The organism is Limnohabitans sp. G3-2, from assembly GCF_002778275.1.
Taxonomy (GTDB): Bacteria; Pseudomonadota; Gammaproteobacteria; order Burkholderiales; family Burkholderiaceae_C; genus Limnohabitans_A.
In genome coordinates, this window is sequence record NZ_NESG01000006.1 from 285,492 (window position 1) to 307,070 (window position 21,579).

Consider the following 21,579-nt stretch of genomic DNA (forward strand, 5'->3'; position numbering starts at 1 on the left):
AAGGTACGCCATGCCCATCCCAATGGTCGATCTGGTCGCGCAATACCGCGATCTCCAACCCCAGCTGGAACCTGCGTTGTTGAAAGCCTTGACGGCTGCGCAATTTATTTTGGGCCCCAATGTCCAAGCCTTTGAGAAAGAGGCGGCCGAGTACCTCGGTGTGGCCCATGCCATCACTTGTGCCAACGGCACCGATGCATTGCACCTGGCCTTGTTGGCTGCGGGTATTGGGCCTGGCGACGAGGTGATCACCACGCCTTTCACATTCATTGCGACCGCAGAGGCCATTGCCTATGTGGGGGCCAAAGCCGTGTTTGTTGACATCGATCCCTGCACCTTCAATATCGACGTGGCGCAGGCCCAGCGCGCCATCACCGCCAAGACCAAGGCCTTGTTGCCGGTGCATTTGTTTGGACAGCCCGCCAATTTGGCGCCTTTGATGGCCCTGGCCAAAGAACACGGGCTTCAATTGGTGGAGGACTGCGCCCAATCTTTTGGTGCCGATATCGGTGGCATCCAGACTGGCGCGATGGGGGATGTGGCCGCTTTCAGCTTTTTCCCCAGTAAAAATTTGGGCTGCTTTGGTGACGGCGGCATGGTCACAACGCAGTCGGACGAGATGGCGCAAACCCTGCGCATGCTTCGTAACCACGGCAGCAAGGTGCGTTATTACCACGACATCGTGGGTTACAACAGCCGACTGGATGAATTGCAGGCCGTGGTGCTGCGGGCCAAGTTGCCCTTGATTGACCATTACAACCAAGAGCGTCGCCGTGTGGCTCACCGCTATAACGCTGGCTTGTGTTTGCTGAACTTGCAAACGCCCTGCGAAGATGGCGTGGGCTTGCATGTGTTTCACCAGTACACCTTGCTGACCGATGACCGTGCGGCCATCCAACAGGCTTTGACCGAGCACAACATCGCCAGCGCTGTCTATTACCCCGTGCCTTTGCATCAGCAAAAGGTATTTGCCGACATTTCCGCAGGAGCCCATTTCCCGGTCACCGAGTCGGTTGCGCAGCGCTGTTTGTCGCTCCCCATCTATCCAGAGCTGAGCAACGAAGCCATCGACGAAGTGTGCGGCGTGATTCGCCAGGCTTTGAAGGCGTGATGGCGGACGCAGGGCCAGCTTCGACCCGCGCCACTGCAGACTTGCGGGTGTGCATGGTGGCGGCCGAGCGTTCGGGCGACATGCTCGCGGCCTTGTTGTTGCAAGGCATGCAAAAAACCTGGCCGCTCATGCAAGCTTCGGGCATTGGCGGGCCGCGTATGGATGCGACGGGTTTCGCATCGCGCTGGTCGTGTGACGAGTTGTCGGTGCGCGGCTTGGTGGAGGCGCTTTGGCGCTACCGCCACATCAACGGCATCCGGCAGACCTTGATCCAGGATTTGCTGGCCGCCCCCCCCAGCCTCTATGTGGGCATCGATGCCTCCGACTTCAACTTGCCCGTGGAGCGTTTGCTGCGGCAAAAAGGTGTGCCGACGGTTCAGTTGGTGTGTCCCTCTATTTGGGCCTGGCGTCCTGAGCGGGTGCAAAAAATCCGCGAAAGCGTGGACCATGTGCTGTGTATTTACCCGTTCGAGCCGGATTTGTTGGCCCAGCATGGCATCGATGGCACTTTTGTGGGCCATCCCGTCGCCGATGTCATTGCGCTGGAGCCTGACCGCTTGAAGGCAAGGGCCGCTCTGGGTTTGCCACCCGAGGCCCCCATCGTGGCTTTGTTGCCAGGCAGCCGGCCTTCTGAGGTGAAAGGTTTGGCCTTGCCGTTTTTGCAGGCGGCGCAGTGGATGCGTCAGCAAAGGCCTGAATTGAAATTTGTGTTGCCCACGCTTGAGCTTTTGAAGCCCGTGATCGATGCCGCCATTGCCCAGACGGGTTTGCAGTCACATGTGCAGGTGGTGCTGGGCCAATCGCACGAGGTGCAGGCGGCTTGCGATGTGGCCCTGGTGGCCAGTGGTACGGCCACTTTGGAGACCGCTTTGCACAAGCGCCCCATGGTCATCGCTTACAAAATGCAGTGGCTGTCTTGGCAGATCGCCAACCGTCAGCGCTTGCTTCCGTGGGTCGGCTTGCCCAATATTTTGTGCAACGACAGCTTGGTGCCCGAATTTTTGCAAGAGCAAGTGCGGCCCAAAGCGCTGGCACAGGCGGTCCTGCGTTGGCTGGAAGATCCTGTCGCTGTGGCCCACCTTCAGGGGCGGTTCACAGATTTGCACCATCAACTGCGTCAGGACATGCCGACGCTGGCGACCCATGCGATCCAAAAAGTCATTGCTGCTTGAGCAAAAAACCTTGAATTGGGATACCGATGGCCTGGTGGCCGGGGTAGACGAGGCTGGGAGAGGCCCATTGGCTGGCCCCGTGGTTGCCGCGGCGGTGATCTTGGACGATTTGAACCCCATTCGTGGATTGAACGATTCCAAAAAACTCACCGCCAAGAGACGCGAGGCCTTATTTGACGAAATTCGGGCGCGCGCCCTGTGTTTCGCCATTGCCGAAGCCAGTGTGCAAGAAATTGACCAAATCAACATCTTGCAAGCCACATTGTTGGCCATGAAACGGGCCGTTGAAGCGTTGCGACTGCCCCCTAAATTGGTCTTGGTCGACGGCAACCGCTTGCCCACTTTGGCCATTCGGGCTGAAGCCATTGTGCAAGGCGATGCTTTGGTGCCGGCCATTTCAGCGGCTTCTATTTTGGCGAAGGTGCACCGCGACCGCTTGTGTCAAGCGATGCACCTGCGCTACCCTGTGTATGGATTTGACCAACACAAAGGCTATGGCACGGCCCAACACTTGGCTGCCCTGCAAGCCCATGGCCCGGCAGATTGCCACAGATTGACATTTGCCCCGGTGGCCAGGAGCGTGCGGTGAAGCCGATCACGTCGCGAGACAACCCCCATGTGAAACTTTGGCGGCGTTTGGCCCAAGAGACCACGGCCTACCGCAAAGTGGAACAATTTTGGCTGGAAGGCGATCACCTCTGCCGCGCGGCTCTCGAGCGTGGTGTGCGACCCCTGCAGGTGGTGATGACCGAGACCTTTCAACGCGAACAGGGTGAAAAGTGGATGGGTTTGACCGATCAAGTCTTTGTCTTGCCCGATGCCTTGTTTGACAGCTTGAGTGGTTTGGAGTCACCGGCCCGCATGGGCTTTGTGGTGGCCTGGGGTGCTGAAACACAGGTTTTGCCCGATCAGCCGACCGTGGTGCTGGACCGCTTGCAAGATGCCGGCAATGTGGGGGCCATTTTGCGATGCGCTTCGGCTTTTGGATACCGACAGGTTTTGGCGGTCAAAGGCACCGCAGCCCTGTGGTCCCCCAAGGTCCTCAGAGCCGGTATGGGCGCGCATTTTGGTCTGAAATTGGTCGAATCGGTCAGCGAGGCGCACGTGGCGGCTTTGCAAGTGCCCATTTTGACGACCAGTTCGCACGAAGGGCCTTTCTTGCATGACGTGCTTCGCCGAGGTGACTTGCCCAGTCCTTGCGCTTGGGTTTTTGGGCACGAAGGGCAGGGTGTGAGCGAGGCCCTGATGGCCATGGCTCGGCATTCCGTTCGCATCGCTCAGCCCGGTGGTGAAGAGTCCTTGAACGTGGCCACGGCTGCGGCCATTTGTTTGCATGCCAGTGCGACCGTGGCACTGTGATACTTTTGCCCGTTGTGCGAGGGTTTTGAGGGCCGATTTGTCAGGGTTTTCAAGTAGTCCTCAGCTATAATGGTGGGCTTTCCCGCATCAACCTGTACGCCACAGTCCATCCCAGGCCCAATCCTCGAACAAGCAGCCAAAAAGAGATCGCATCTCTGGTGAGTGCTGAGGCGTACCCGAACTATTCCGGAGAACCCAGTGCTTTTGTCTCTTCAGGGAACCTTCCCGCCCGCCATCTTGGCGCTCGCAGACGGCACGGTCTTTATCGGCAACTCGATTGGAGCCACGGGCTCCACAGTCGGCGAAGTGGTGTTCAACACCTCGCTCACCGGCTACCAAGAAATCCTCACCGACCCCAGCTACTGCCAGCAGATCGTCACCTTGACGTACCCGCACATCGGTAACTATGGCGTCAACGTGGAAGACATCGAGGCTGACAAAGTCCATGCTGCTGGTTTGATCATCAAAGATTTGCCTTTGGTCGCCAGCAACTTTCGCTCGAGCCAAACCCTCTCTTCTTACCTTGTGGGTGCCGGCACCGTCGCCATCGCCAACATCGATACCCGTCAACTGACCCGTATTTTGCGCACCAAGGGCGCGCAAAACGGTGCCATTGTGGGCCTGGCCAAAGGCCAAGAAGTCACGCAAGCGTTGATCGACCAAGCCGTCTCTGCAGCCCAAGGCGCGCCCCATATGGCGGGCCTCGATTTGGCGCAAAAAGTCACCGTGTCCAAGCCGTATGAGTGGACACAAACCGAGTGGACATTGGGCGAAGGCTACGGCAACTTGACCGCACCGAAGTTCCATGTGGTCGCTTATGACTTTGGCGTGAAGAAAAACATTTTGCGCATGCTGGCCGAGCGCGGCTGCAAGGTGACCGTGGTCCCTGCCAAGACGCCAGCCGCTGAAGTGCTCAAGCACAAGCCTGACGGCATCTTCCTGTCCAACGGCCCTGGCGACCCCCAGCCTTGCGACTACGCGATCGCTGCGGCCGCTGAGTTGATCGAAACCGGTATCCCCACCTTTGGCATTTGCTTGGGCCACCAGATCATGGCCTTGGCCAGCGGTGCCAAGACTTTCAAGATGAAGTTTGGCCACCACGGCGCGAACCATCCTGTGAAAGACCTTGACTCAGGCCGTGTCTCCATCACCAGCCAAAACCACGGTTTTGCAGTGGATGAGAAGTCATTGCCCGCCAACTTGCGTGCCACGCATGTGTCTTTGTTTGACGGCACTTTGCAGGGCTTGGCCCGCACCGACAAGCCTGCTTTCTGCTTCCAAGGCCACCCTGAGGCCTCGCCCGGCCCGCACGACATTGCTTACCTCTTTGACCGCTTCATCCATTTGATGGAGGCGAAATAATCATGCCCAAGCGCACCGACCTCAAAAGCATCCTCATCATTGGCGCAGGCCCGATCATCATTGGTCAGGCGTGCGAGTTCGATTACTCCGGCGTGCAAGCTTGTAAAGCTTTGCGTGAAGAGGGCTACAAAGTCATCCTGATCAACAGCAACCCTGCCACGATCATGACCGACCCCGCCACGGCAGATGTCACTTACATCGAGCCCATCACTTGGCAAACGGTTGAAAAGATCATTGCCAAAGAGCGCCCTGATGCGATCTTGCCCACCATGGGTGGACAGACCGCGCTGAACTGCGCTTTGGACTTGTGGCACCAAGGCGTGCTTGACAAGTACAAGGTCGAGTTGATTGGCGCGACGCCTGAAGCCATCGACAAAGCCGAAGACCGCTTGAAGTTCAAAGACGCCATGACCAAGATTGGTCTGGGCTCTGCGCGCTCGGGGATTGCCCACAGCATGGAAGAAGCATGGGATGTACAAAAGACATTGGGTTTCCCCACCGTCATTCGCCCCAGCTTCACTTTGGGTGGCACGGGCGGCGGCATTGCCTACAACCCTGAGGAGTTTGAAGTCATCTGCAAACGCGGTCTGGAGGCTTCGCCGACGACCGAGTTGCTGATTGAAGAGTCTTTGCTCGGTTGGAAAGAGTACGAGATGGAAGTGGTGCGCGACAAAGCGGACAACTGCATCATCATTTGCTCGATCGAGAACTTGGACCCCATGGGCGTGCACACCGGTGACTCCATCACCGTGGCGCCCGCCCAAACCTTGACCGACAAGGAATACCAGATTCTGCGTAACGCCTCGTTGGCCGTGCTCCGCGAAATCGGGGTGGACACAGGCGGCTCCAACGTGCAGTTCTCGATCAACCCCAAAGACGGCCGCATGGTCGTGATCGAGATGAACCCCCGCGTGTCGCGTTCGTCTGCCTTGGCGTCCAAAGCCACGGGTTTCCCGATTGCGAAAGTCGCGGCCAAGCTGGCGGTGGGTTACACCCTGGATGAGTTGCGCAACGAAATCACAGGCGGTGCCACACCGGCTTCGTTTGAGCCCTCGATCGACTACGTGGTCACCAAGATCCCACGTTTCGCATTTGAAAAATTCCCAACGGCAGACAGCCGCTTGACCACCCAAATGAAATCGGTGGGCGAGGTCATGGCCATGGGACGCACCTTCCAAGAGTCATTCCAGAAAGCCTTGCGCGGTCTGGAAGTGGGCGTGGACGGCATGAATGAAAAAACCCAGGACCGCGAAGTTCTGGAAAAAGAACTGGGCGAGCCCGGTCCCGAGCGCATTTGGTACGTCGGCGATGCCTTCGCCATGGGCTTGAGCGTGGACGAGGTTTTTGCCTTGACCAAGATTGATCCTTGGTTCCTGGTGCAAATTGAAGAGATCGTGAAGATCGAGCTGGAACTTGAAACCACCACACTCGAGGCCATCACCGCGGACGAGTTGCGTGCACTCAAGAAGAAAGGCTTCTCGGACCGTCGCCTGGCCAAATTGCTCAAAACCACCGAGCACGTGGTGCGCGCGCGCCGGCACGCCCTGAACATCCGGCCCGTTTACAAGCGTGTGGACACCTGCGCAGCCGAGTTCTCGACCGACACCGCCTACATGTACTCGTGTTACGAAGGCCATGGCGACGGTGAGTGCGAAGCCGAGCCCACAGCCAACAAGAAAATCATGGTGCTGGGCGGTGGCCCCAACCGCATCGGCCAAGGCATCGAATTTGACTATTGCTGCGTGCACGCCGCGCTCGCCATGCGTGAAGATGGTTACGAAACCATCATGGTCAACTGCAACCCTGAAACCGTGTCCACCGACTACGACACCTCGGACCGTTTGTACTTTGAACCCGTCACTTTGGAAGACGTGCTCGAAATCGTCGACAAAGAAAAACCCACCGGCGTCATTGTTCAGTACGGTGGCCAAACCCCTTTGAAATTGGCGCTTGACCTGGAAGCGGCTGGCGTGCCGATCATCGGCACCAGCCCTGACATGATCGACGCGGCCGAAGACCGTGAGCGCTTCCAGAAACTGTTGCAAGACCTGGGTCTGCGCCAACCGCCCAATGCCACGGCGCGTACCGAGCCGGAAGCTTTGGAAAAAGCCGCTGCCTTGGGTTACCCCTTGGTGGTTCGCCCCAGCTATGTGCTGGGTGGTCGCGCCATGGAGATCGTGCACGAGCAGCGTGACCTAGAGCGCTACATGCGCGAAGCGGTCAAGGTGTCGCACGATTCGCCGGTGTTGCTTGACCGTTTCTTGAACGATGCGATCGAGTGCGATGTGGACTGTTTGCGCGACCCCGAAGGCAAGACCTTCATCGGTGGCGTGATGGAGCACATCGAGCAAGCGGGCGTGCACAGCGGTGACTCGGCTTGCTCTTTGCCGCCGTACTCTTTGTCGGGCGCCACGGTGAACGAACTCAAACGCCAATCTGCCGCGATGGCAGGTGCTTTGAATGTGGTGGGTTTGATGAACGTGCAGTTCGCGATTCAAAACATCGACGGCCAAGATGTGATCTACGTGCTGGAAGTCAATCCGCGCGCTTCACGCACGGTGCCTTATGTGTCCAAAGCCACAGGCATTCAGCTGGCCAAGGTGGCCGCGCGCTGCATGGCGGGCCAGAGCTTGGCCTCGCAAGGCATCACCAAAGAAGTCACGCCGCCGTATTTCAGCGTGAAAGAAGCGGTGTTCCCATTCGTGAAGTTCCCGGGCGTGGACACCATCCTCGGCCCTGAGATGAAGTCCACGGGTGAAGTCATGGGCGTGGGCAAGACCTTTGGCGAGGCTTTTGTGAAGAGCCAGTTGGGCGCCGGCACCAAACTGCCGCGCCCCCACAAAGCCGACGGCAAGCCTTCCGGCAAGGTGTTCATCTCGGTCAAGAACAACGACAAAGCGCGTGTCATTGAAGTGGCGCGTCAACTGGCCGCGCAGGGCTTTGCCTTGGTGGCCACCAAAGGCACGGCCAATGCCATCACCGAAGCTGGGGTGGCTTGTGCCCTTGTCAACAAAGTCACCGAGGGACGCCCGCACATTGTGGACATGATCAAGAACAACGAGATTGTCCTGGTCATCAACACGGTGGAAGAGCGGCGCAATGCGATTGCCGATTCGCGCCACATTCGCACATCGGCCTTGCTCAACCGCGTGACCACCTTCACCACCATCGCTGGCGCCGAAGCGGCGGTGGAGGGCATGAAGTACATGGACAAGTTGGATGTCATCTCTGTGCAGGAAATGCATGCACAGTTGCTGGCCTGACCCCTTGTCATTCGAATCACCCTGTCGATGGGGCAGGGCATAATGCAGCGTATGACCGCCGAGTTTCAACACTCGGCGGTTTGTTTTTGGAGAACCTCACATGTCCACCATCCCGATCACCAAGCGCGGTGCAGAAAAACTCAAAGACGAGTTGCATCGCCTCAAAACCGTTGACCGTCCAGGTGTGATCCAAGCCATTGCCGAGGCGCGTGCGCAGGGCGATCTCAGTGAAAACGCTGAATACGACGCGGCCAAAGACCGCCAAGGCTTTGTGGAAGGCCGTATTCAGGAAATTGAGGGCAAGTTGTCCGCTGCGCAGATCATCGACCCCGCATCGGTGGATGCCGGAGGCCGCGTGGTGTTTGGCAGCACCGTGGCGCTGGAAGATGAGGGCTCAGGTGAGTCGGTGACCTACCAAATCGTGGGTGAAGACGAGGCCGATCTGAAGTTGGGCTTGATCAACATCAGCAGTCCGATTGCGCGGGCTTTGATTGGCAAAGAGGAGGGTGATGTGGCCGAGGTCCAGGCACCCGGTGGCGTTCGCCGCTATGAAATTGTGGGTGTTTCCTACATTTGAGGCATGAAAAAAGGCCATTGAAACATGGCCTTTTGGCGCAGCGCAGACGCCTTGAAGGGGTGGTCCACTCAGTCGTGGCGGCCCTTTTTCACCGATTTTTGTTTGGGCTTGGCCCGCTTGATCTGACCACCAGCGGCCAAACGTTGGTTGCCCAGCACGCGAACGGTTTTGACTTCAGGGCGTTGACCGCCGCGTGAGCTGTATTTCAAGATTTTGAAATCGCGAGGGCCTGCTTTGCGGTCTTCGTCGGTTTCCTTGATCTTCTCAGGCTGTGGCCGCCAGATGATCAGCAACTTGCCGATGTGCTGGATAGGCGCAGCACTGAGTTGGTCGGCGAGTTGGGCGAACATGGCTTCTCGAGCGGCACGGTCATCGCCCAGCACACGGATTTTGATCAATCCATGGGCATTCAAGGCGGCTTCGGTTTCCTTGATGACGGCGGGGGTCAAACCATCACCGCCGATCATGACGACCGGATCCAGGTGATGGGCATCGGCGCGAAAAACTTTGCGCTCGGCAGGTGTGAGTTGTATTTGGGGCATCCCCGTATTATCCCCGCAAGGACGCAGAAGAATGAAAGTCAAAACCAAAAGTAAAAAAGTCAATAAAGCGTGGTTGAACGACCACGTCAACGACACCTACGTGAAACTGGCCTTGAAAGAGGGTTACCGGGCGAGGGCGGCGTACAAACTCAAAGAAATCGATGAAACCTTGGGCTTGATACGGCCAGGCGATTTGGTGGTGGACTTGGGCTCGGCGCCCGGGGCATGGAGCCAATACCTGCGCCGCCGTTTGTCACCCGATGGCGCGGCCGTGGGCGAACTCAATGGCAGCATCATCGCGCTGGACATTTTGCCCATGGCCCCGGTGGAGGGGGTTCACTTCATCCAGGGGGATTTCCGGGAAAACGAAGTGGCCGCTTTGCTGCAAGCTGCATTGCAAGGGCGTCAAGCCGACGTGGTGGTGTCAGACATGGCGCCCAACCTGTCGGGTATCGAGTCCTCCGACGCGGCCCGAATCCAGCATTTGATTGAATTGGCCGTGGAATTTGCGCAAAACCACATGAAACCGCAGGGGGCTTTGGTGGTCAAGGTTTTCCATGGCAGCGGCTACAGCCAGATTGTCAAGATGTTCAAAGAGACCTTCAAAGTCGTCAAACCCATCAAGCCCAAGTCCTCGCGCGACAAGTCCTCTGAGACATTTTTGGTGGGCATGGGTCTGATTCACGCCACTTGAGCCCTTAATTCCTCCCTTTTCGAGGGCCAAACTGTCATTTGTTGCCGCCAAGGGCTGGCTGCAGGCCTAAAATAAGTTCAGTCATTTTTTTCGATTGGAGCCTCTCTTGAATAACCCTTGGTTTTCCAAAATTGCCGTTTGGATGGTGATTGCCATGGTGCTGTTCACCTTGTTCAAGCAATTTGACAACCGTGGTGTCGCAGGCGCGAATGCCATTGGTTATTCGGATTTTCTCGAAGAGGTTCGCGGTAACCGGATCAAGAGTGCCACCATTTCCGAGAGCCCTGGAGGCACCGAGATCTTGGCCATCACCAACGATGACCGTCGCATCAAGACCACCGCGACCTACCTGGATCGCGGCCTGGTGGGTGACCTGATCAACAGCGGCGTCAAGTTTGACGTCAAGCCCCGCGAAGAAGGCTCATTGCTCATGACCTTGCTGGTCAGCTGGGGCCCCATGCTGTTGCTGATTGGTGTTTGGGTGTATTTCATGCGCCAGATGCAAGGTGGTGGCAAGGGCGGCGCCTTCAGTTTTGGCAAGTCCAAGGCCCGCATGATGGACGAAAACAACAACAACACCACTTTTGCCGATGTGGCCGGTTGTGACGAAGCCAAAGAAGAAGTCAAAGAGGTGGTGGATTTCCTCAAGGACCCTCAACGCTTTCAAAAATTGGGCGGCCGCATTCCCCGCGGTTTGCTTTTGGTCGGGCCTCCTGGAACCGGCAAGACCCTGTTGGCCAAAAGCATCGCTGGTGAGGCCAAAGTGCCGTTCTTCAGCATTTCTGGTTCTGATTTCGTCGAAATGTTTGTGGGTGTGGGTGCTTCCCGTGTTCGTGACATGTTCGAGAATGCCAAAAAGAACGCACCGTGCATCATTTTCATTGACGAAATCGACGCGGTCGGCCGCCAACGTGGCGCAGGCCTGGGCGGCGGCAACGACGAGCGCGAGCAAACCCTCAACCAGATGTTGGTCGAGATGGATGGCTTCGAAACCAATCTGGGTGTGATCGTTGTGGCGGCCACCAACCGCCCAGACATTCTGGACGCTGCTTTGTTGCGCCCCGGCCGTTTTGACCGTCAGGTGTATGTGACCTTGCCCGACATCCGTGGTCGCGAGCAAATCCTGAATGTGCACATGCGCAAAGTGCCGATCGGCCAGGACGTGAATGCGGCGGTGATCGCCCGCGGCACACCTGGCATGAGCGGCGCGGATCTGGCCAACCTGTGCAACGAAGCGGCTTTGATGGCCGCGCGTCGCAATGCCCGTGTGGTCGAGATGGTCGACTTTGAAAAAGCCAAGGACAAGATCCTGATGGGCCCCGAGCGCAAGAGCATGGTCATGCCCGAGGAAGAGCGCCGCAACACGGCCTACCACGAAGCAGGGCACGCCCTCATCGGCAATTTGCTGCCCAAGTGCGATCCGGTGCACAAGGTCACCATCATTCCCCGTGGCCGCGCCCTGGGTGTGACCATGAGCCTGCCTGAGAAGGACCGCTACAGCTACGACAAGGAGTTCATGCTCAACCAGATCAGCATGCTGTTTGGTGGGCGGATTGCCGAAGAGGTCTTCATGAACCAGATGACCACAGGGGCCAGCAACGACTTCGAGCGCGCCACCTCCATTGCCCGCGACATGGTCATGCGTTATGGCATGACCGATGCCCTGGGCCCGATGGTCTATGCCGAAAACGAAGGCGAAGTGTTCTTGGGCCGTTCGGTCACCAAGACCACGAACATGAGCGAGTCCACCATGCAAAAGGTGGACATGGAAGTGCGCCGCATCATTGATGAGCAGTACAGCGAGGCTCGGCGTTTGATCGAGGAGCACAGCTCGCAGATGCACGCCATGGCCAAGGCTTTGCTCGAATGGGAAACCATCGACAAAGATCAGATTGCCGACATCATGGCGGGCCGTGATCCTTTGCCTCCCAAGGACTGGACGCCCCGCACGCCGCCCTCCGGTGGCAGCAGCGGTGGCGGCACACCGGACGTGCAGCCTGAACCAGCGGCCACTGCGGCTTGATTTTTAAGTTCGGTGTGCAAAAAGCGGGGCCTCTGGCCCCGTTTTTCATGGAAAAACTTTGATGCCTCCCTCTCTTTCCACAACACAAGCGGCCCCGTATTGGCAAACCGCACGTTTTGAACTGGATTTGGCCAAGCCCCTGGTCATGGGCATTGTCAATGTCACGCCAGACTCCTTTTCCGATGGCGGACAGCATGCCGAAACTTCACAAGCCTTACGCCATGCCGAACAACTGCTGCGCGAGGGGGCGGACATCTTGGACATTGGTGCGGAGTCCACCCGGCCAGGGGCTGAGGTGGTGCCCCTGGCCAAGGAGTTGGCACGTCTAGAGCCTTTTGTGCGCGAAGCGGTCCGTTGGCAAGTGCCCCTGTCCGTCGATACGTACAAACCCGAAGTGATGCAGGCCTGCCTCGATTGGGGGGTCGACATCGTCAACGATGTTTGGGCACTGCGCCAAGCCGGTGCGGCGCAAGTGGTGGCGGGCCACCCCCGATGCGGGGTGTGTCTGATGCACATGCACCGTGACCCCCAAACCATGCAAATAGAGCCCATGACCGGGGATGTGTTGACCGAGGTGGCGGCCTTTTTGCAAGGTCGTGTGCACGCTTTGTTTGACAGCGGCGTATCGGCTTCCCGGGTGGTGCTGGATCCGGGGATTGGCTTTGGCAAAACCGTGGCGCAGAATTTTCAACTGCTGGCCCGTCAAACCGACTTGCTGCAGCTGGGTTTTCCACTCTTGGCCGGTTGGTCTCGCAAATCGGCTCTGGGGGCTGCTCTGGCGCAAGACGGACAGGTGCCAGAACCCGCGCAAAGGCAATTCGCCAGTGTGGCAGCCGCTTTGATGGCGGTGGAGCGAGGGGCGTCAGTCCTGAGGGTGCACGACGTCAAGGGCACGGTCGATGCGCTCAAAGTGTGGCGAGCCGTGCAGCAGCAAGTCCCCATGGCTTGACTCGCCCAGCCCATCGCTGGGCTTTTGGCTGTCATGGGACGGCTAAAATTCTTTCATTCATAACAAAAATCAGGATCGTTCACATGGCGCGACAATACTTTGGCACAGACGGCATTCGCGGCACTGTGGGACAAAGCCCCATCACACCCGACTTCATCTTGCGCTTGGCGCATGCGGTGGGCCGCGTGTTGAAGGCCAAAGAAGCCCACCCGACGGTCTTGATTGGCAAGGACACACGCATATCGGGCTACATGCTGGAAAGTGCTTTGGAGTCGGGTTTCAATTCCGCAGGGGTCGATGTGGTGCTTCTGGGGCCTGTTCCGACGCCTGCTGTGGCTTACCTGACCCGCGCGCAACGCGCCTCTCTGGGCGTTGTCATCAGCGCCAGCCACAACCCTTTTGCCGACAACGGCATCAAATTTTTCAGTGCCCAAGGCAAGAAGCTGTCGGACGCGTGGGAAGCGTCCGTGGAGGCTACCTTGCTGGAGGACCCGGTTTGGGCCGATTCTGCCGCTCTGGGCAAAACCCGCCGCCTGGACGATGCGGCTGGCCGCTACATTGAGTTTTGCAAGAGCACTTTCTCGAACGATTTGACCCTCAAGGGCCTGAAGATCGTGGTGGATGCTGCGCACGGCGCCGCCTACCAAATCGCCCCCAAAGTGTTTCATGAATTGGGTGCAGAGGTCATCGCCATGGGTTGTTCACCCGATGGACTCAACATCAACAAAGGCGTGGGCGCGACCCATCCTCAGGCCTTGGTCGAGGCGGTCAAGGACCACAAGGCCGATTACGGCATTGCTCTGGATGGTGATGCCGACCGCTTGCAGTTCGTGGACGCGGGTGGGCGTTTGTTCAACGGTGATGAGCTTTTGTATCTGATGGTGGCGGACCGATTGGCCCGCGACGAAGCTGTGCCGGGTGCTGTGGGCACCTTGATGACCAATATGGCCATTGAGGTTGCACTCAAGCAGCGGGGCGTGCAATTTGTCCGTGCCAAAGTGGGTGACCGCTATGTGCTGGAGGTCCTGCACGAAAAAGGCTGGTTGTTGGGCGGGGAGGGTTCAGGCCATTTGTTGGCCCTGGACAAGCACACCACGGGCGATGGTCTGGTCAGTGCCTTGCAGGTGCTGCAGGCGTGTGTGGGCAGCGGCAAGACCATGGCGCAATTGCTCGAGGGCATCACACTTTTCCCTCAAACCCTCATCAATGTGCGCTTGACCCCCGGATTTGACTGGCAAGGTCACCCAGCGCTGTGGGAGGCCACGCGCGCAGCCGAAGCGAAGCTGGGCGATGCCGGACGGGTCTTGATTCGCGCCAGTGGCACTGAGCCGCTGGTTCGGGTCATGGTCGAGGCGCGTGATGCGGGACAAGCACGCGCGTGTGCTGAAAGCATCGCTGCGACGCTGAGTTGAAGATGGCTGGCAAATGCCGAGCCAGTCTTCAGTAAATCAAGCGCTCTGGCTTGATTTCCTGAAGGATCGTGGTGGCGATTTCTTCGATCGATTTTGTGGTGGTGGACAGCCAGCGGATGCCAGAGCGGCGCATCATGGCTTCGGCTTCTGAGACCTCCATGCGGCAGTTCTCAATGCTGGCGTATCGCGAGTTGGGACGGCGTTCGGCGCGGATTTCGGCCAAGCGGTCCGGGTGAATGCTCAGCCCGAAGATTTTTTGACGGTGTGGCACCAGGGCTGGGGGCAATTGCCTGCGGTCGAAGTCCTCTGGAATGAGCGGGTAGTTGGCCGCCTTCAGACCGTGCTGCATGGCCAGGTACAAGCTGGTTGGCGTTTTTCCGCTGCGACTGACACCCACCAAAATCACATCCGACGATTCCAGATCCCGGTTGGATTGGCCATCGTCATGGGCCAGTGAGAAGTTGATGGCTTCGATGCGGTCGTGGTATTCCTTGCTTTTGCTCACATCCGAAAAGCGCCCAACCCGGTGGTGGGACTTGATGCCCAGCTCGGCTTCCAGTGGGTTGACGAAGGTGCCGAACATGTCCAGCAGCATTCCTTTGCAGTGCTCTTGCAGCACCTTGAGCACGTCCATGTTCACCAAGGTGGTGAACACGATGGGCTTGTTGCCTTCGGTCTCGGCGCTGTGGTTGATCTGACGGACCGCTTGGTGGGCCTTGTCGATGGTGTCGGTGAAGGGCAAACGGACATGGCGCGATTTCATGTCGAACTGGGCCAGTATCGCGTTGCCAAAAGTCTCAGCCGTGATGCCCGTGCCATCCGATACAAAGAAAACGGTTCGTTTTGACATGCTTGTAATTTATTTCAAAGGCCGAGGTCAACAAGACCCCTAAAATCAGTCGATTATCCATCGCAGTCGGCTTGGGGTTCTATGCCAAGAACAAGAAAAACCCCCAGCTGTGCACTGGAGCCAGGTTTTAACTTTGGAGCTTTGCATGTCTGATCTTTTCAGTGAGACCGCTTTGGTCGTTCCCTTCGAGCTTTTGCGCATGACCGATGTCGAGTCGGTCGGCGGTAAAAACGCCAGCCTAGGGGAGATGATTTCCCAGCTGCCTTCGGGGGTTCGTGTGCCCACGGGTTTTGCCACCACGGCCCACGCGTTCCGTCAGTTTTTGGCGTTTGGCGGCTTGACTGAGCGCATCAACGCCCGATTGGATGCCTTGGACACCGAAGATGTGCGTGCCTTGGCGGCGGCGGGGGCAGAAATTCGGGCCATGGTTGAGGCCCAGCCATTCCCTGAGGATTTGGCCCAAGCCATTCGTGAGGCGTTTTTGCGCCTGCAGGGCGGCCATCCGGAGGCCTCTTTTGCGGTCCGCTCTTCGGCCACAGCCGAAGACCTGCCAGACGCTTCTTTTGCCGGTCAGCAGGAAACCTTTCTCAACGTGGTGGGCATCGAGGACGTGCTGCACAAGATGAAAGAGGTGTTTGCCTCCTTGTACAACGACCGCGCCATCAGCTACCGAGTGCACAAGGGTTTTGCCCATGCCGACGTGGCCTTGTCAGCGGGTGTGCAGCGCATGGTGCGCTCCGATCTGGGTGCGGCGGGCGTCATGTTCACCATCGACACCGAGTCGGGTTTTGAAGATGTGGTGTTCATCACCTCCAGTTATGGCTTGGGCGAGACGGTGGTTCAGGGGGCCGTGAACCCCGACGAGTTCTATGTCCACAAACCCATGTTGGCCGCTGGCCACCGCAGCGTGATACGCCGCAACCTGGGCTCCAAGCTGATCGAGATGGTGTTTGCCACCCCCGAAGAGAAAGCCTCTTCGGGCAAGCTGGTCAAAACCACCGATGTGCCCACCGAACTGCGCAACCGCTACAGCCTGACCGATGACGAGGTCGAGCAATTGGCCCGCTACGCGGTGGTGATCGAGCAGCACTATGGCCGCCCGATGGACATCGAGTGGGGCAAAGACGGCTCCGATGGTTTGCTGTACATCTTGCAGGCTCGCCCCGAGACCGTGAAAAGCCAGGCCAAAGGCACGCCCGAGCTGCGTTACAAGCTCAAAGGAAAAAGCACCATCCTGGCCGAAGGCCGCGCCATTGGGCAAAAGATTGGCACGGGTCCGGTGCGCTTGGTGCACAACATCAGCGAGATGGACAAGGTCCAGCCCGGTGATGTGCTGGTGACCGACATGACCGACCCGAACTGGGAGCCGGTGATGAAGCGTGCCAGCGCCATCGTCACCAACCGAGGCGGTCGCACCTGCCATGCGGCCATCATCGCCCGTGAATTGGGCATTCCAGCGGTGGTGGGTTGCGGCAACGCCACCGAGCAACTGAGCGAAGGCACGTTGGTCACCGTCAGCTGCGCCGAGGGCGATACCGGCCACATTTACGATGGTTTGCTGGAGACGGAGGTCAGTGAGATCCAACGCGGCGTGCTGCCTGAGATCAAAACCAAAATCATGATGAACGTGGGCAACCCTCAGCTGGCTTTTGACTTCGCCCAGTTGCCCAACGCCGGTGTCGGCTTGGCGCGTTTGGAGTTCATCATCAACAACAACATCGGCGTGCACCCCAAGGCCATACTCGATTACCCCGCCATCGACGCTGACTTGAAGAAAGCCGTGGAATCTGTGGCCCGGGGCCACGCCTCCCCCCGCGCTTTTTATGTCGACAAGGTCGCCGAGGGCGTGGCCAGCATCGCCGCCGCTTTCTGGCCCAAGCCGGTCATCGTGCGTTTGTCCGATTTCAAGAGCAACGAATACCGCAAACTGATCGGTGGCAGCCGTTATGAACCCGAAGAAGAAAACCCCATGCTGGGTTTTCGGGGCGCTGCGCGTTACCTCAGTGAAGACTTTGGCGAAGCCTTCGCCATGGAGTGTGAAGCCCTCAAACGGGTGCGCGGTGAGATGGGCCTGACCAATGTGCAGATCATGGTGCCTTTTGTGCGCACCTTGGGGCAAGCCGAGAAGGTCACCCAACTGCTGGCGAGCCAAGGCTTGCGCCGTGGTGAAAACGACCTCAAGGTCATCATGATGTGTGAGGTTCCCAGCAATGCCATTTTGGCTGAGCAGTTCCTTGAGTTCTTTGACGGTTTTTCGATCGGCTCCAACGATTTGACCCAACTCACCTTGGGTTTGGACCGTGACTCGGGCATGACCTTGTTGGCGGCTGATTTTGACGAGCGTGACCCGGCCGTCACGGCCTTGATCTCGCAAGCCATTCGGGCTTGTTTGGCCCAGGGCAAGTACATTGGCATTTGCGGACAAGGCCCTTCTGATCACCCTGACTTCGCCCATTGGTTGATGGCGCAGGGCATCAGTTCGATCTCCCTGAACCCGGACACCGTCATCGAAACCTGGACCAATCTGGGCAGCTGATGCTGGCGTTGAAGGCCTTGCGATGAAACCGGCAGCAACCACCTCTTCGTCCTACCACTGGCGGATTCATCGCAATGTGCTGATTTACATGGCCATCCTCGTCTGTTTGATGGGGGCCATGGCCTCGGCTGAGCGATGGGGTTTGTCGCGCAACCTCATCGGTCCGATCTTCTTGTTCAGCACGGTGATGATTTATGCCTTGATCGGCATTTCCAGTCGCACCACCGATGAAGACGAGTATTACGTGGCCGGACGGCGCATCCCGGCCATGTACAACGGGATGGCCACGGCCGCCGATTGGATGAGTGCGGCCTCCTTCATCAGTTTGGCGGGGGCCCTGTACTTGCAAGGCTTTTCTGGCAGCGGGCAGCAGCCCGGTGGATTGGCCTACGTGATGGGCTGGACGGGCGGTTTTTGCTTGGTGGCTTTGCTGATTGCGCCCCAGTTGCGGGCCATGAAGCTCTACACCTTGCCAGACTATTTTGACCAGCGTTACGGGGGCCGCTGGCCGCGCATCATTGCCGCTTTGGCATCGGTGTTGTGCTCGTTCACCTATGTGGTGGCGCAGATTTATGGCATTGGCTTGATTGCCTCGCGTCTGACCGGCGTGCAGTTTGAAATTGGCATTTTGCTGGGCTTGGGCGGTGTCTTGCTGTGTTCTTTTTTGGGCGGCATGCGGGCCATCACCTGGACCCAAGTGGCGCAATACATCATGTTGTTGATGGCCTTCATGATTCCTGTGTCATGGCTGGCCTACAAACAACTGGGAACGCCCCTGGCGCCTTTGGCCTATGGGCAGCAATTGTCCCAAATTGAGGCGATTGAAAAGAGGTTGATGAACGACCCCGCTGAAATTGAAGTTCGGCAAGCTTTTGCTCGGCGGGCCCAGGTCTATGAAGAACGTCTTCAAAATGTGGATGGCGCCATGGTGGCCTTGCGCCAAGAGTTGGAAGAGAAAATCCGCCTGCTCAAATCACAATCGGCCGATTTCGCCGCCATTGCGCAAGTCCGGCGCGAACTTTTGGCCGTGCCGCGTGATGCCACCGAGGCACGCGAGCAGTGGACGCGGGCCATGCTCGACAACCGAGAACGCGCCAAGCCCTTGGGCGGTATGCCCCCGCACGCCCAGGCTTTTGCGGGCAAGCCCGATGGCACCCCGGAAGAGGCGAAATTGTTTGGCGAGTCGCGTTTGAATTTCTTGGCCTTGGTTTTTTGCCTCATGGTCGGGACCGCGGGTTTGCCGCATTTGTTGACCCGCTTTTACACGGTGCCCTCGGTGGCCGAGGCCCGCACTTCGGTCGCTTGGTCCCTGTTTTTCATCGGCTTGATTTATGTGAGCGTTCCTGCGCTGGCCGTGATGGTCAAGTTCGAAGTGCTCAACAATTTGGTGGGGAGCAGTTTTGAGGACTTGCCCAGTTGGATGGCCCAGTGGGCCCGATTGGATTCGGGGCTTTTGGCCTTCTCAGACGTCAATGGCGACCGAATTTTGCAGTTGGGGGAATTGAAGTTGGGGGCCGACATGGTCATGTTGGCCACGCCCGAGATGGGTGGCATGCCTTTCGTGGTGTCAGGTTTGGTGGCGGCAGGGGGCTTGGCGGCGGCCTTGTCAACAGCCGATGGTTTGTTGTTGACCATCAGCAACGCGCTGGTGCACGACATTGGCCCCGGTCGCGATCGAAAACCCAAGTCAGCCGAAGGCCGTGTCATTTTGTCCAAGTTTGCGCTGTTGGCGGTGGCCATGTTGGCCGCCGTTGTCGCCGCTTTCAAACCGGCCGAAATTTTGGCTTTGGTGTCCACGTCATTTTCCTTGGCCGCGGCGGCATTTTTCCCCGGCATGGTCTTGGGCATGGTCTGGCCCAAAGTCCATCGCCCGGCGGTCGTGGCGGGCATGCTGGCGGGTTTGGGTGTCACGCTGTACTACATGGTGGTCAACGCCCCTGGTTTCCGTCACCTCTTGGGGCTGACCCCCGGTGAGGGCTTGTGGTACGGCATCCAGCCTCTGTCGGCAGGCGTTTTTGGTGTTCCAGTTGGTTTTTTGGTGATGGTGGTCTTGACCTGGGTCTTGCCCAACTCTTGGGTGGTGCGCCGTGTGCCTCCCGCAATCCCGGTTGCCAGGGTTCAAAGCGAGTATCCAGGGCTCTGAAATCGAGCTATAATCTGAGGCTTCGCCTTGCCGCACCCCGACAGACGCTGGGGGCGGCTTTTCCAACCTTTTGGGTTAACCGCAAGGAGTCTCAATGCGTCATTACGAAATCATTTTGCTGATCCATCCCGATCAGTCCGAACAAGTTCCAGCCATGCTGGAGCGTTACAAAGGCATGATCGTTGCCGGCGGTGGTGCTATCCACCGTGTTGAAGACTGGGGCCGCCGCCAGCTGGCATACCAGATCAACAAGTTGGGCAAAGCCCACTACCTGTGCGTGAACATCGAAGCCGATCAGGCTGTGATGGCCGAACTCGAGCACGCGTTCAAGTTCAACGACGCTGTTCTGCGTCACCTGACGGTGCTGAAGAAAAAAGCCGACACCGGTCCTTCGTCCATGATGAAGACGGTCGAGCGCGAAGAAGCCCGCAAGTCACAACAAGCCGAATTCGCCGCTTGACACGTGTCTGTTGAGGAGTGAACCGTACCGAACTGAGTGCCTGTATTGCCGAGCAAGCCGCTTTGCGATATACCCCCGCTGGTTTGCCAGCTCTGGATTTGATTCTGGAGCACGCCTCTGAAATGGAAGAGGCAGGGCAAATTCGCAAAGTCCAGTTGAAGCTTCGTGCCTTGGCCTTCGGGTCGCTGGCCGAAAGACTGGTCAAGCAAGCGGTTGGCAGTGTTTGGACGTTCAAAGGCTTTTTGGCCACCCCTCGACAAGGCAAAAGTGTCGTGTTGCACATTCAAGAGTTTCAGCAAGATTAATTTCAGGAGGCCCCATGGCCACGTTCAAAAAATTCAACAAAGACAAGCGCCCAAAGCGCAACACCCAGTCACTGCTGTTCAAGCGCAAGCGTTTCTGCCGCTTCACAGTCACTGGCGTCGAAGAAATCGACTACAAAGATGTGGACACCTTGCGTGACTTCATCGCCGAAAACGGCAAGATCATCCCTGCACGCTTGACTGGCACCCGTGCCATTTTCCAGCGTCAGCTCAACACCGCCATCAAGCGCGCCCGCTTCTTGGCCATGTTGCCCTACACCGACCAGCACAAAGTCTAAGGAGTCCAACCATGCAAATCATTCTGCTCGAAAAGGTTGTGAACCTGGGTAATCTGGGCGATATCGTCAAAGTCAAAGACGGTTATGCCCGTAACTTCCTGATCCCTCAAGGCCGCGCACGCCGCGCCACAGAAACCAACAAGGCCGAGTTCGAAGCTCGCCGCGTTGAACTGGAAAAAGCCGCAGCTGCCAAATTGGCCGAAGCCCAAGCCCAAGGCGAAAAGCTGTCCGGCACGGTGGTCAAGTTGTCGCAAAAAGCCGGTGTGGATGGCCGCTTGTTTGGTTCCGTGACCAACAACGACATTGCCGAAGCGCTGAACAAGCAAGGCTACAAACTGCTCAAGTCCCAGATCCGCATGCCTTTGGGCCCGATCAAGACGGTCAGCGAGTCCACCGTGGCTGTGGCATTGCACACCGACGTGGTGGTTGATGTGACCGTGACCGTGCTGGGCGAAACAGCCTGATACGGCCTGACCTCGTCAGACACTTCGAAAAACCGCAGGGCCAACACCCTGCGGTTTTTTT

The 21,579-nt window shown here is 58.0% G+C and carries 19 protein-coding genes; 17 read left to right on the top strand and 2 right to left on the bottom strand.

Annotated features, from left to right (window positions below; all coding sequences use genetic code 11):
* The first annotated feature begins 10 nt into the window (after positions 1–10).
* The 7 genes from B9Z31_RS11730 to greA all read left to right on the top strand — a co-directional run bounded on the left by B9Z31_RS11730 (position 11) and on the right by greA (position 8,844).
* A complete protein-coding gene (locus B9Z31_RS11730; RefSeq protein WP_100119734.1) occupies positions 11–1,111 on the top strand; it encodes a DegT/DnrJ/EryC1/StrS aminotransferase family protein in 1,101 nt (366 codons plus the stop codon).
* A complete protein-coding gene (lpxB, locus tag B9Z31_RS11735; protein WP_100119735.1) occupies positions 1,111–2,283 on the top strand; it encodes a lipid-A-disaccharide synthase in 1,173 nt (390 codons plus the stop codon). Before B9Z31_RS11730 ends, lpxB begins: the two co-directional genes overlap by 1 nt.
* On the top strand, positions 2,255–2,872 hold the full coding sequence (gene rnhB, locus B9Z31_RS11740) for a ribonuclease HII (RefSeq protein WP_100119736.1): 618 nt from the start codon (positions 2,255–2,257) through the stop codon (positions 2,870–2,872). Before lpxB ends, rnhB begins: the two co-directional genes overlap by 29 nt.
* Complete coding sequence (locus B9Z31_RS11745; protein ID WP_100119737.1) at positions 2,869–3,642, top strand: RNA methyltransferase; 774 nt, start codon at positions 2,869–2,871, stop codon at positions 3,640–3,642. Before rnhB ends, B9Z31_RS11745 begins: the two co-directional genes overlap by 4 nt.
* Positions 3,643–3,840: 198 nt before the next feature.
* The gene (gene carA, locus B9Z31_RS11750) at positions 3,841–5,004 is read left to right on the top strand and encodes a glutamine-hydrolyzing carbamoyl-phosphate synthase small subunit (protein ID WP_199174485.1); all 1,164 of its coding nucleotides are present in this window, start codon (positions 3,841–3,843) and stop codon (positions 5,002–5,004) included.
* A gap of 2 nt (positions 5,005–5,006) precedes the next feature.
* Entirely contained in the window at positions 5,007–8,267 is a 3,261-nt protein-coding gene (gene carB / locus B9Z31_RS11755; RefSeq protein ID WP_100119738.1) for a carbamoyl-phosphate synthase large subunit, read from the top strand.
* 100 nt (positions 8,268–8,367) lie between these two features.
* Complete coding sequence (gene greA, locus B9Z31_RS11760) at positions 8,368–8,844, top strand: transcription elongation factor GreA (protein WP_100119739.1); 477 nt, start codon at positions 8,368–8,370, stop codon at positions 8,842–8,844.
* 68 nt (positions 8,845–8,912) lie between these two features.
* Here greA and B9Z31_RS11765 read toward each other — a convergent pair whose 3' ends face one another.
* Entirely contained in the window at positions 8,913–9,386 is a 474-nt protein-coding gene (locus tag B9Z31_RS11765) for a YhbY family RNA-binding protein (RefSeq protein WP_100119740.1), read from the bottom strand.
* 31 nt (positions 9,387–9,417) lie between these two features.
* On the opposite strand from B9Z31_RS11765, the gene B9Z31_RS11770 reads away from it, so the two are divergent.
* From B9Z31_RS11770 to glmM, 4 genes are all read left to right on the top strand, one after another.
* Positions 9,418–10,080, top strand: a complete 663-nt coding sequence (locus tag B9Z31_RS11770; RefSeq protein ID WP_100119741.1) for an RlmE family RNA methyltransferase — start codon at positions 9,418–9,420, stop codon at positions 10,078–10,080.
* A gap of 106 nt (positions 10,081–10,186) precedes the next feature.
* Entirely contained in the window at positions 10,187–12,103 is a 1,917-nt protein-coding gene (ftsH, locus tag B9Z31_RS11775) for an ATP-dependent zinc metalloprotease FtsH (RefSeq protein ID WP_100119742.1), read from the top strand.
* A gap of 61 nt (positions 12,104–12,164) precedes the next feature.
* Positions 12,165–13,052, top strand: coding sequence for a dihydropteroate synthase (gene folP, locus B9Z31_RS11780; protein ID WP_100119743.1), 888 nt, complete (start codon positions 12,165–12,167; stop codon positions 13,050–13,052).
* 83 nt (positions 13,053–13,135) lie between these two features.
* Complete coding sequence (gene glmM / locus B9Z31_RS11785) at positions 13,136–14,464, top strand: phosphoglucosamine mutase (protein ID WP_100119744.1); 1,329 nt, start codon at positions 13,136–13,138, stop codon at positions 14,462–14,464.
* A gap of 28 nt (positions 14,465–14,492) precedes the next feature.
* On the opposite strand, the gene B9Z31_RS11790 is transcribed toward glmM, so the two are convergent.
* Complete coding sequence (locus B9Z31_RS11790) at positions 14,493–15,314, bottom strand: pyruvate, water dikinase regulatory protein (RefSeq protein WP_100119745.1); 822 nt, start codon at positions 15,312–15,314, stop codon at positions 14,493–14,495.
* Positions 15,315–15,459: 145 nt separating this feature from the next.
* Between B9Z31_RS11790 and ppsA the strand changes: the two genes are divergently transcribed.
* From ppsA to rplI, 6 genes are all read left to right on the top strand, one after another.
* The gene (gene ppsA, locus B9Z31_RS11795; RefSeq protein WP_100119746.1) at positions 15,460–17,850 is read left to right on the top strand and encodes a phosphoenolpyruvate synthase; all 2,391 of its coding nucleotides are present in this window, start codon (positions 15,460–15,462) and stop codon (positions 17,848–17,850) included.
* A 22-nt stretch (positions 17,851–17,872) separates the two neighbouring features.
* Complete coding sequence (locus tag B9Z31_RS11800; RefSeq protein ID WP_100119747.1) at positions 17,873–19,993, top strand: VC_2705 family sodium/solute symporter; 2,121 nt, start codon at positions 17,873–17,875, stop codon at positions 19,991–19,993.
* Between the two features lie 94 nt (positions 19,994–20,087).
* The gene (rpsF, locus tag B9Z31_RS11805; protein ID WP_089958179.1) at positions 20,088–20,453 is read left to right on the top strand and encodes a 30S ribosomal protein S6; all 366 of its coding nucleotides are present in this window, start codon (positions 20,088–20,090) and stop codon (positions 20,451–20,453) included.
* A gap of 17 nt (positions 20,454–20,470) precedes the next feature.
* Complete coding sequence (priB, locus tag B9Z31_RS11810; RefSeq protein ID WP_100119748.1) at positions 20,471–20,758, top strand: primosomal replication protein N; 288 nt, start codon at positions 20,471–20,473, stop codon at positions 20,756–20,758.
* 14 nt (positions 20,759–20,772) lie between these two features.
* Positions 20,773–21,054: a 30S ribosomal protein S18 gene (gene rpsR, locus B9Z31_RS11815; RefSeq protein ID WP_019427495.1), complete on the top strand. Its 282-nt coding sequence runs from the start codon at positions 20,773–20,775 to the stop codon at positions 21,052–21,054.
* An 11-nt stretch (positions 21,055–21,065) separates the two neighbouring features.
* Positions 21,066–21,518, top strand: a complete 453-nt coding sequence (rplI, locus tag B9Z31_RS11820; RefSeq protein ID WP_100119749.1) for a 50S ribosomal protein L9 — start codon at positions 21,066–21,068, stop codon at positions 21,516–21,518.
* Positions 21,519–21,579: the final 61 nt, after the last annotated feature.

Bases quoted from the DNA above. Each gene is read 5' to 3' on its own strand.
- rplI (WP_100119749.1), top strand. From the start codon at position 21,066: ATGCAAATCATTCTGCTCGAAAAGGTTGTGAACCTGGGTAATCTGGGC.
- B9Z31_RS11770 (WP_100119741.1), top strand. From the start codon at position 9,418: ATGAAAGTCAAAACCAAAAGTAAAAAAGTCAATAAAGCGTGGTTGAAC.
- rpsR (WP_019427495.1), top strand. From the start codon at position 20,773: ATGGCCACGTTCAAAAAATTCAACAAAGACAAGCGCCCAAAGCGCAAC.
- carB (WP_100119738.1), top strand. From the start codon at position 5,007: ATGCCCAAGCGCACCGACCTCAAAAGCATCCTCATCATTGGCGCAGGC.
- rnhB (WP_100119736.1), top strand. From the start codon at position 2,255: ATGCGATCCAAAAAGTCATTGCTGCTTGAGCAAAAAACCTTGAATTGG.
- glmM (WP_100119744.1), top strand. From the start codon at position 13,136: ATGGCGCGACAATACTTTGGCACAGACGGCATTCGCGGCACTGTGGGA.
- folP (WP_100119743.1), top strand. From the start codon at position 12,165: ATGCCTCCCTCTCTTTCCACAACACAAGCGGCCCCGTATTGGCAAACC.
- B9Z31_RS11730 (WP_100119734.1), top strand. From the start codon at position 11: ATGCCCATCCCAATGGTCGATCTGGTCGCGCAATACCGCGATCTCCAA.
- B9Z31_RS11790 (WP_100119745.1), bottom strand. From the start codon at position 15,314: ATGTCAAAACGAACCGTTTTCTTTGTATCGGATGGCACGGGCATCACG.
- B9Z31_RS11765 (WP_100119740.1), bottom strand. From the start codon at position 9,386: ATGCCCCAAATACAACTCACACCTGCCGAGCGCAAAGTTTTTCGCGCC.
- ppsA (WP_100119746.1), top strand. From the start codon at position 15,460: ATGTCTGATCTTTTCAGTGAGACCGCTTTGGTCGTTCCCTTCGAGCTT.
- rpsF (WP_089958179.1), top strand. From the start codon at position 20,088: ATGCGTCATTACGAAATCATTTTGCTGATCCATCCCGATCAGTCCGAA.
- lpxB (WP_100119735.1), top strand. From the start codon at position 1,111: ATGGCGGACGCAGGGCCAGCTTCGACCCGCGCCACTGCAGACTTGCGG.
- B9Z31_RS11800 (WP_100119747.1), top strand. From the start codon at position 17,873: ATGAAACCGGCAGCAACCACCTCTTCGTCCTACCACTGGCGGATTCAT.
- greA (WP_100119739.1), top strand. From the start codon at position 8,368: ATGTCCACCATCCCGATCACCAAGCGCGGTGCAGAAAAACTCAAAGAC.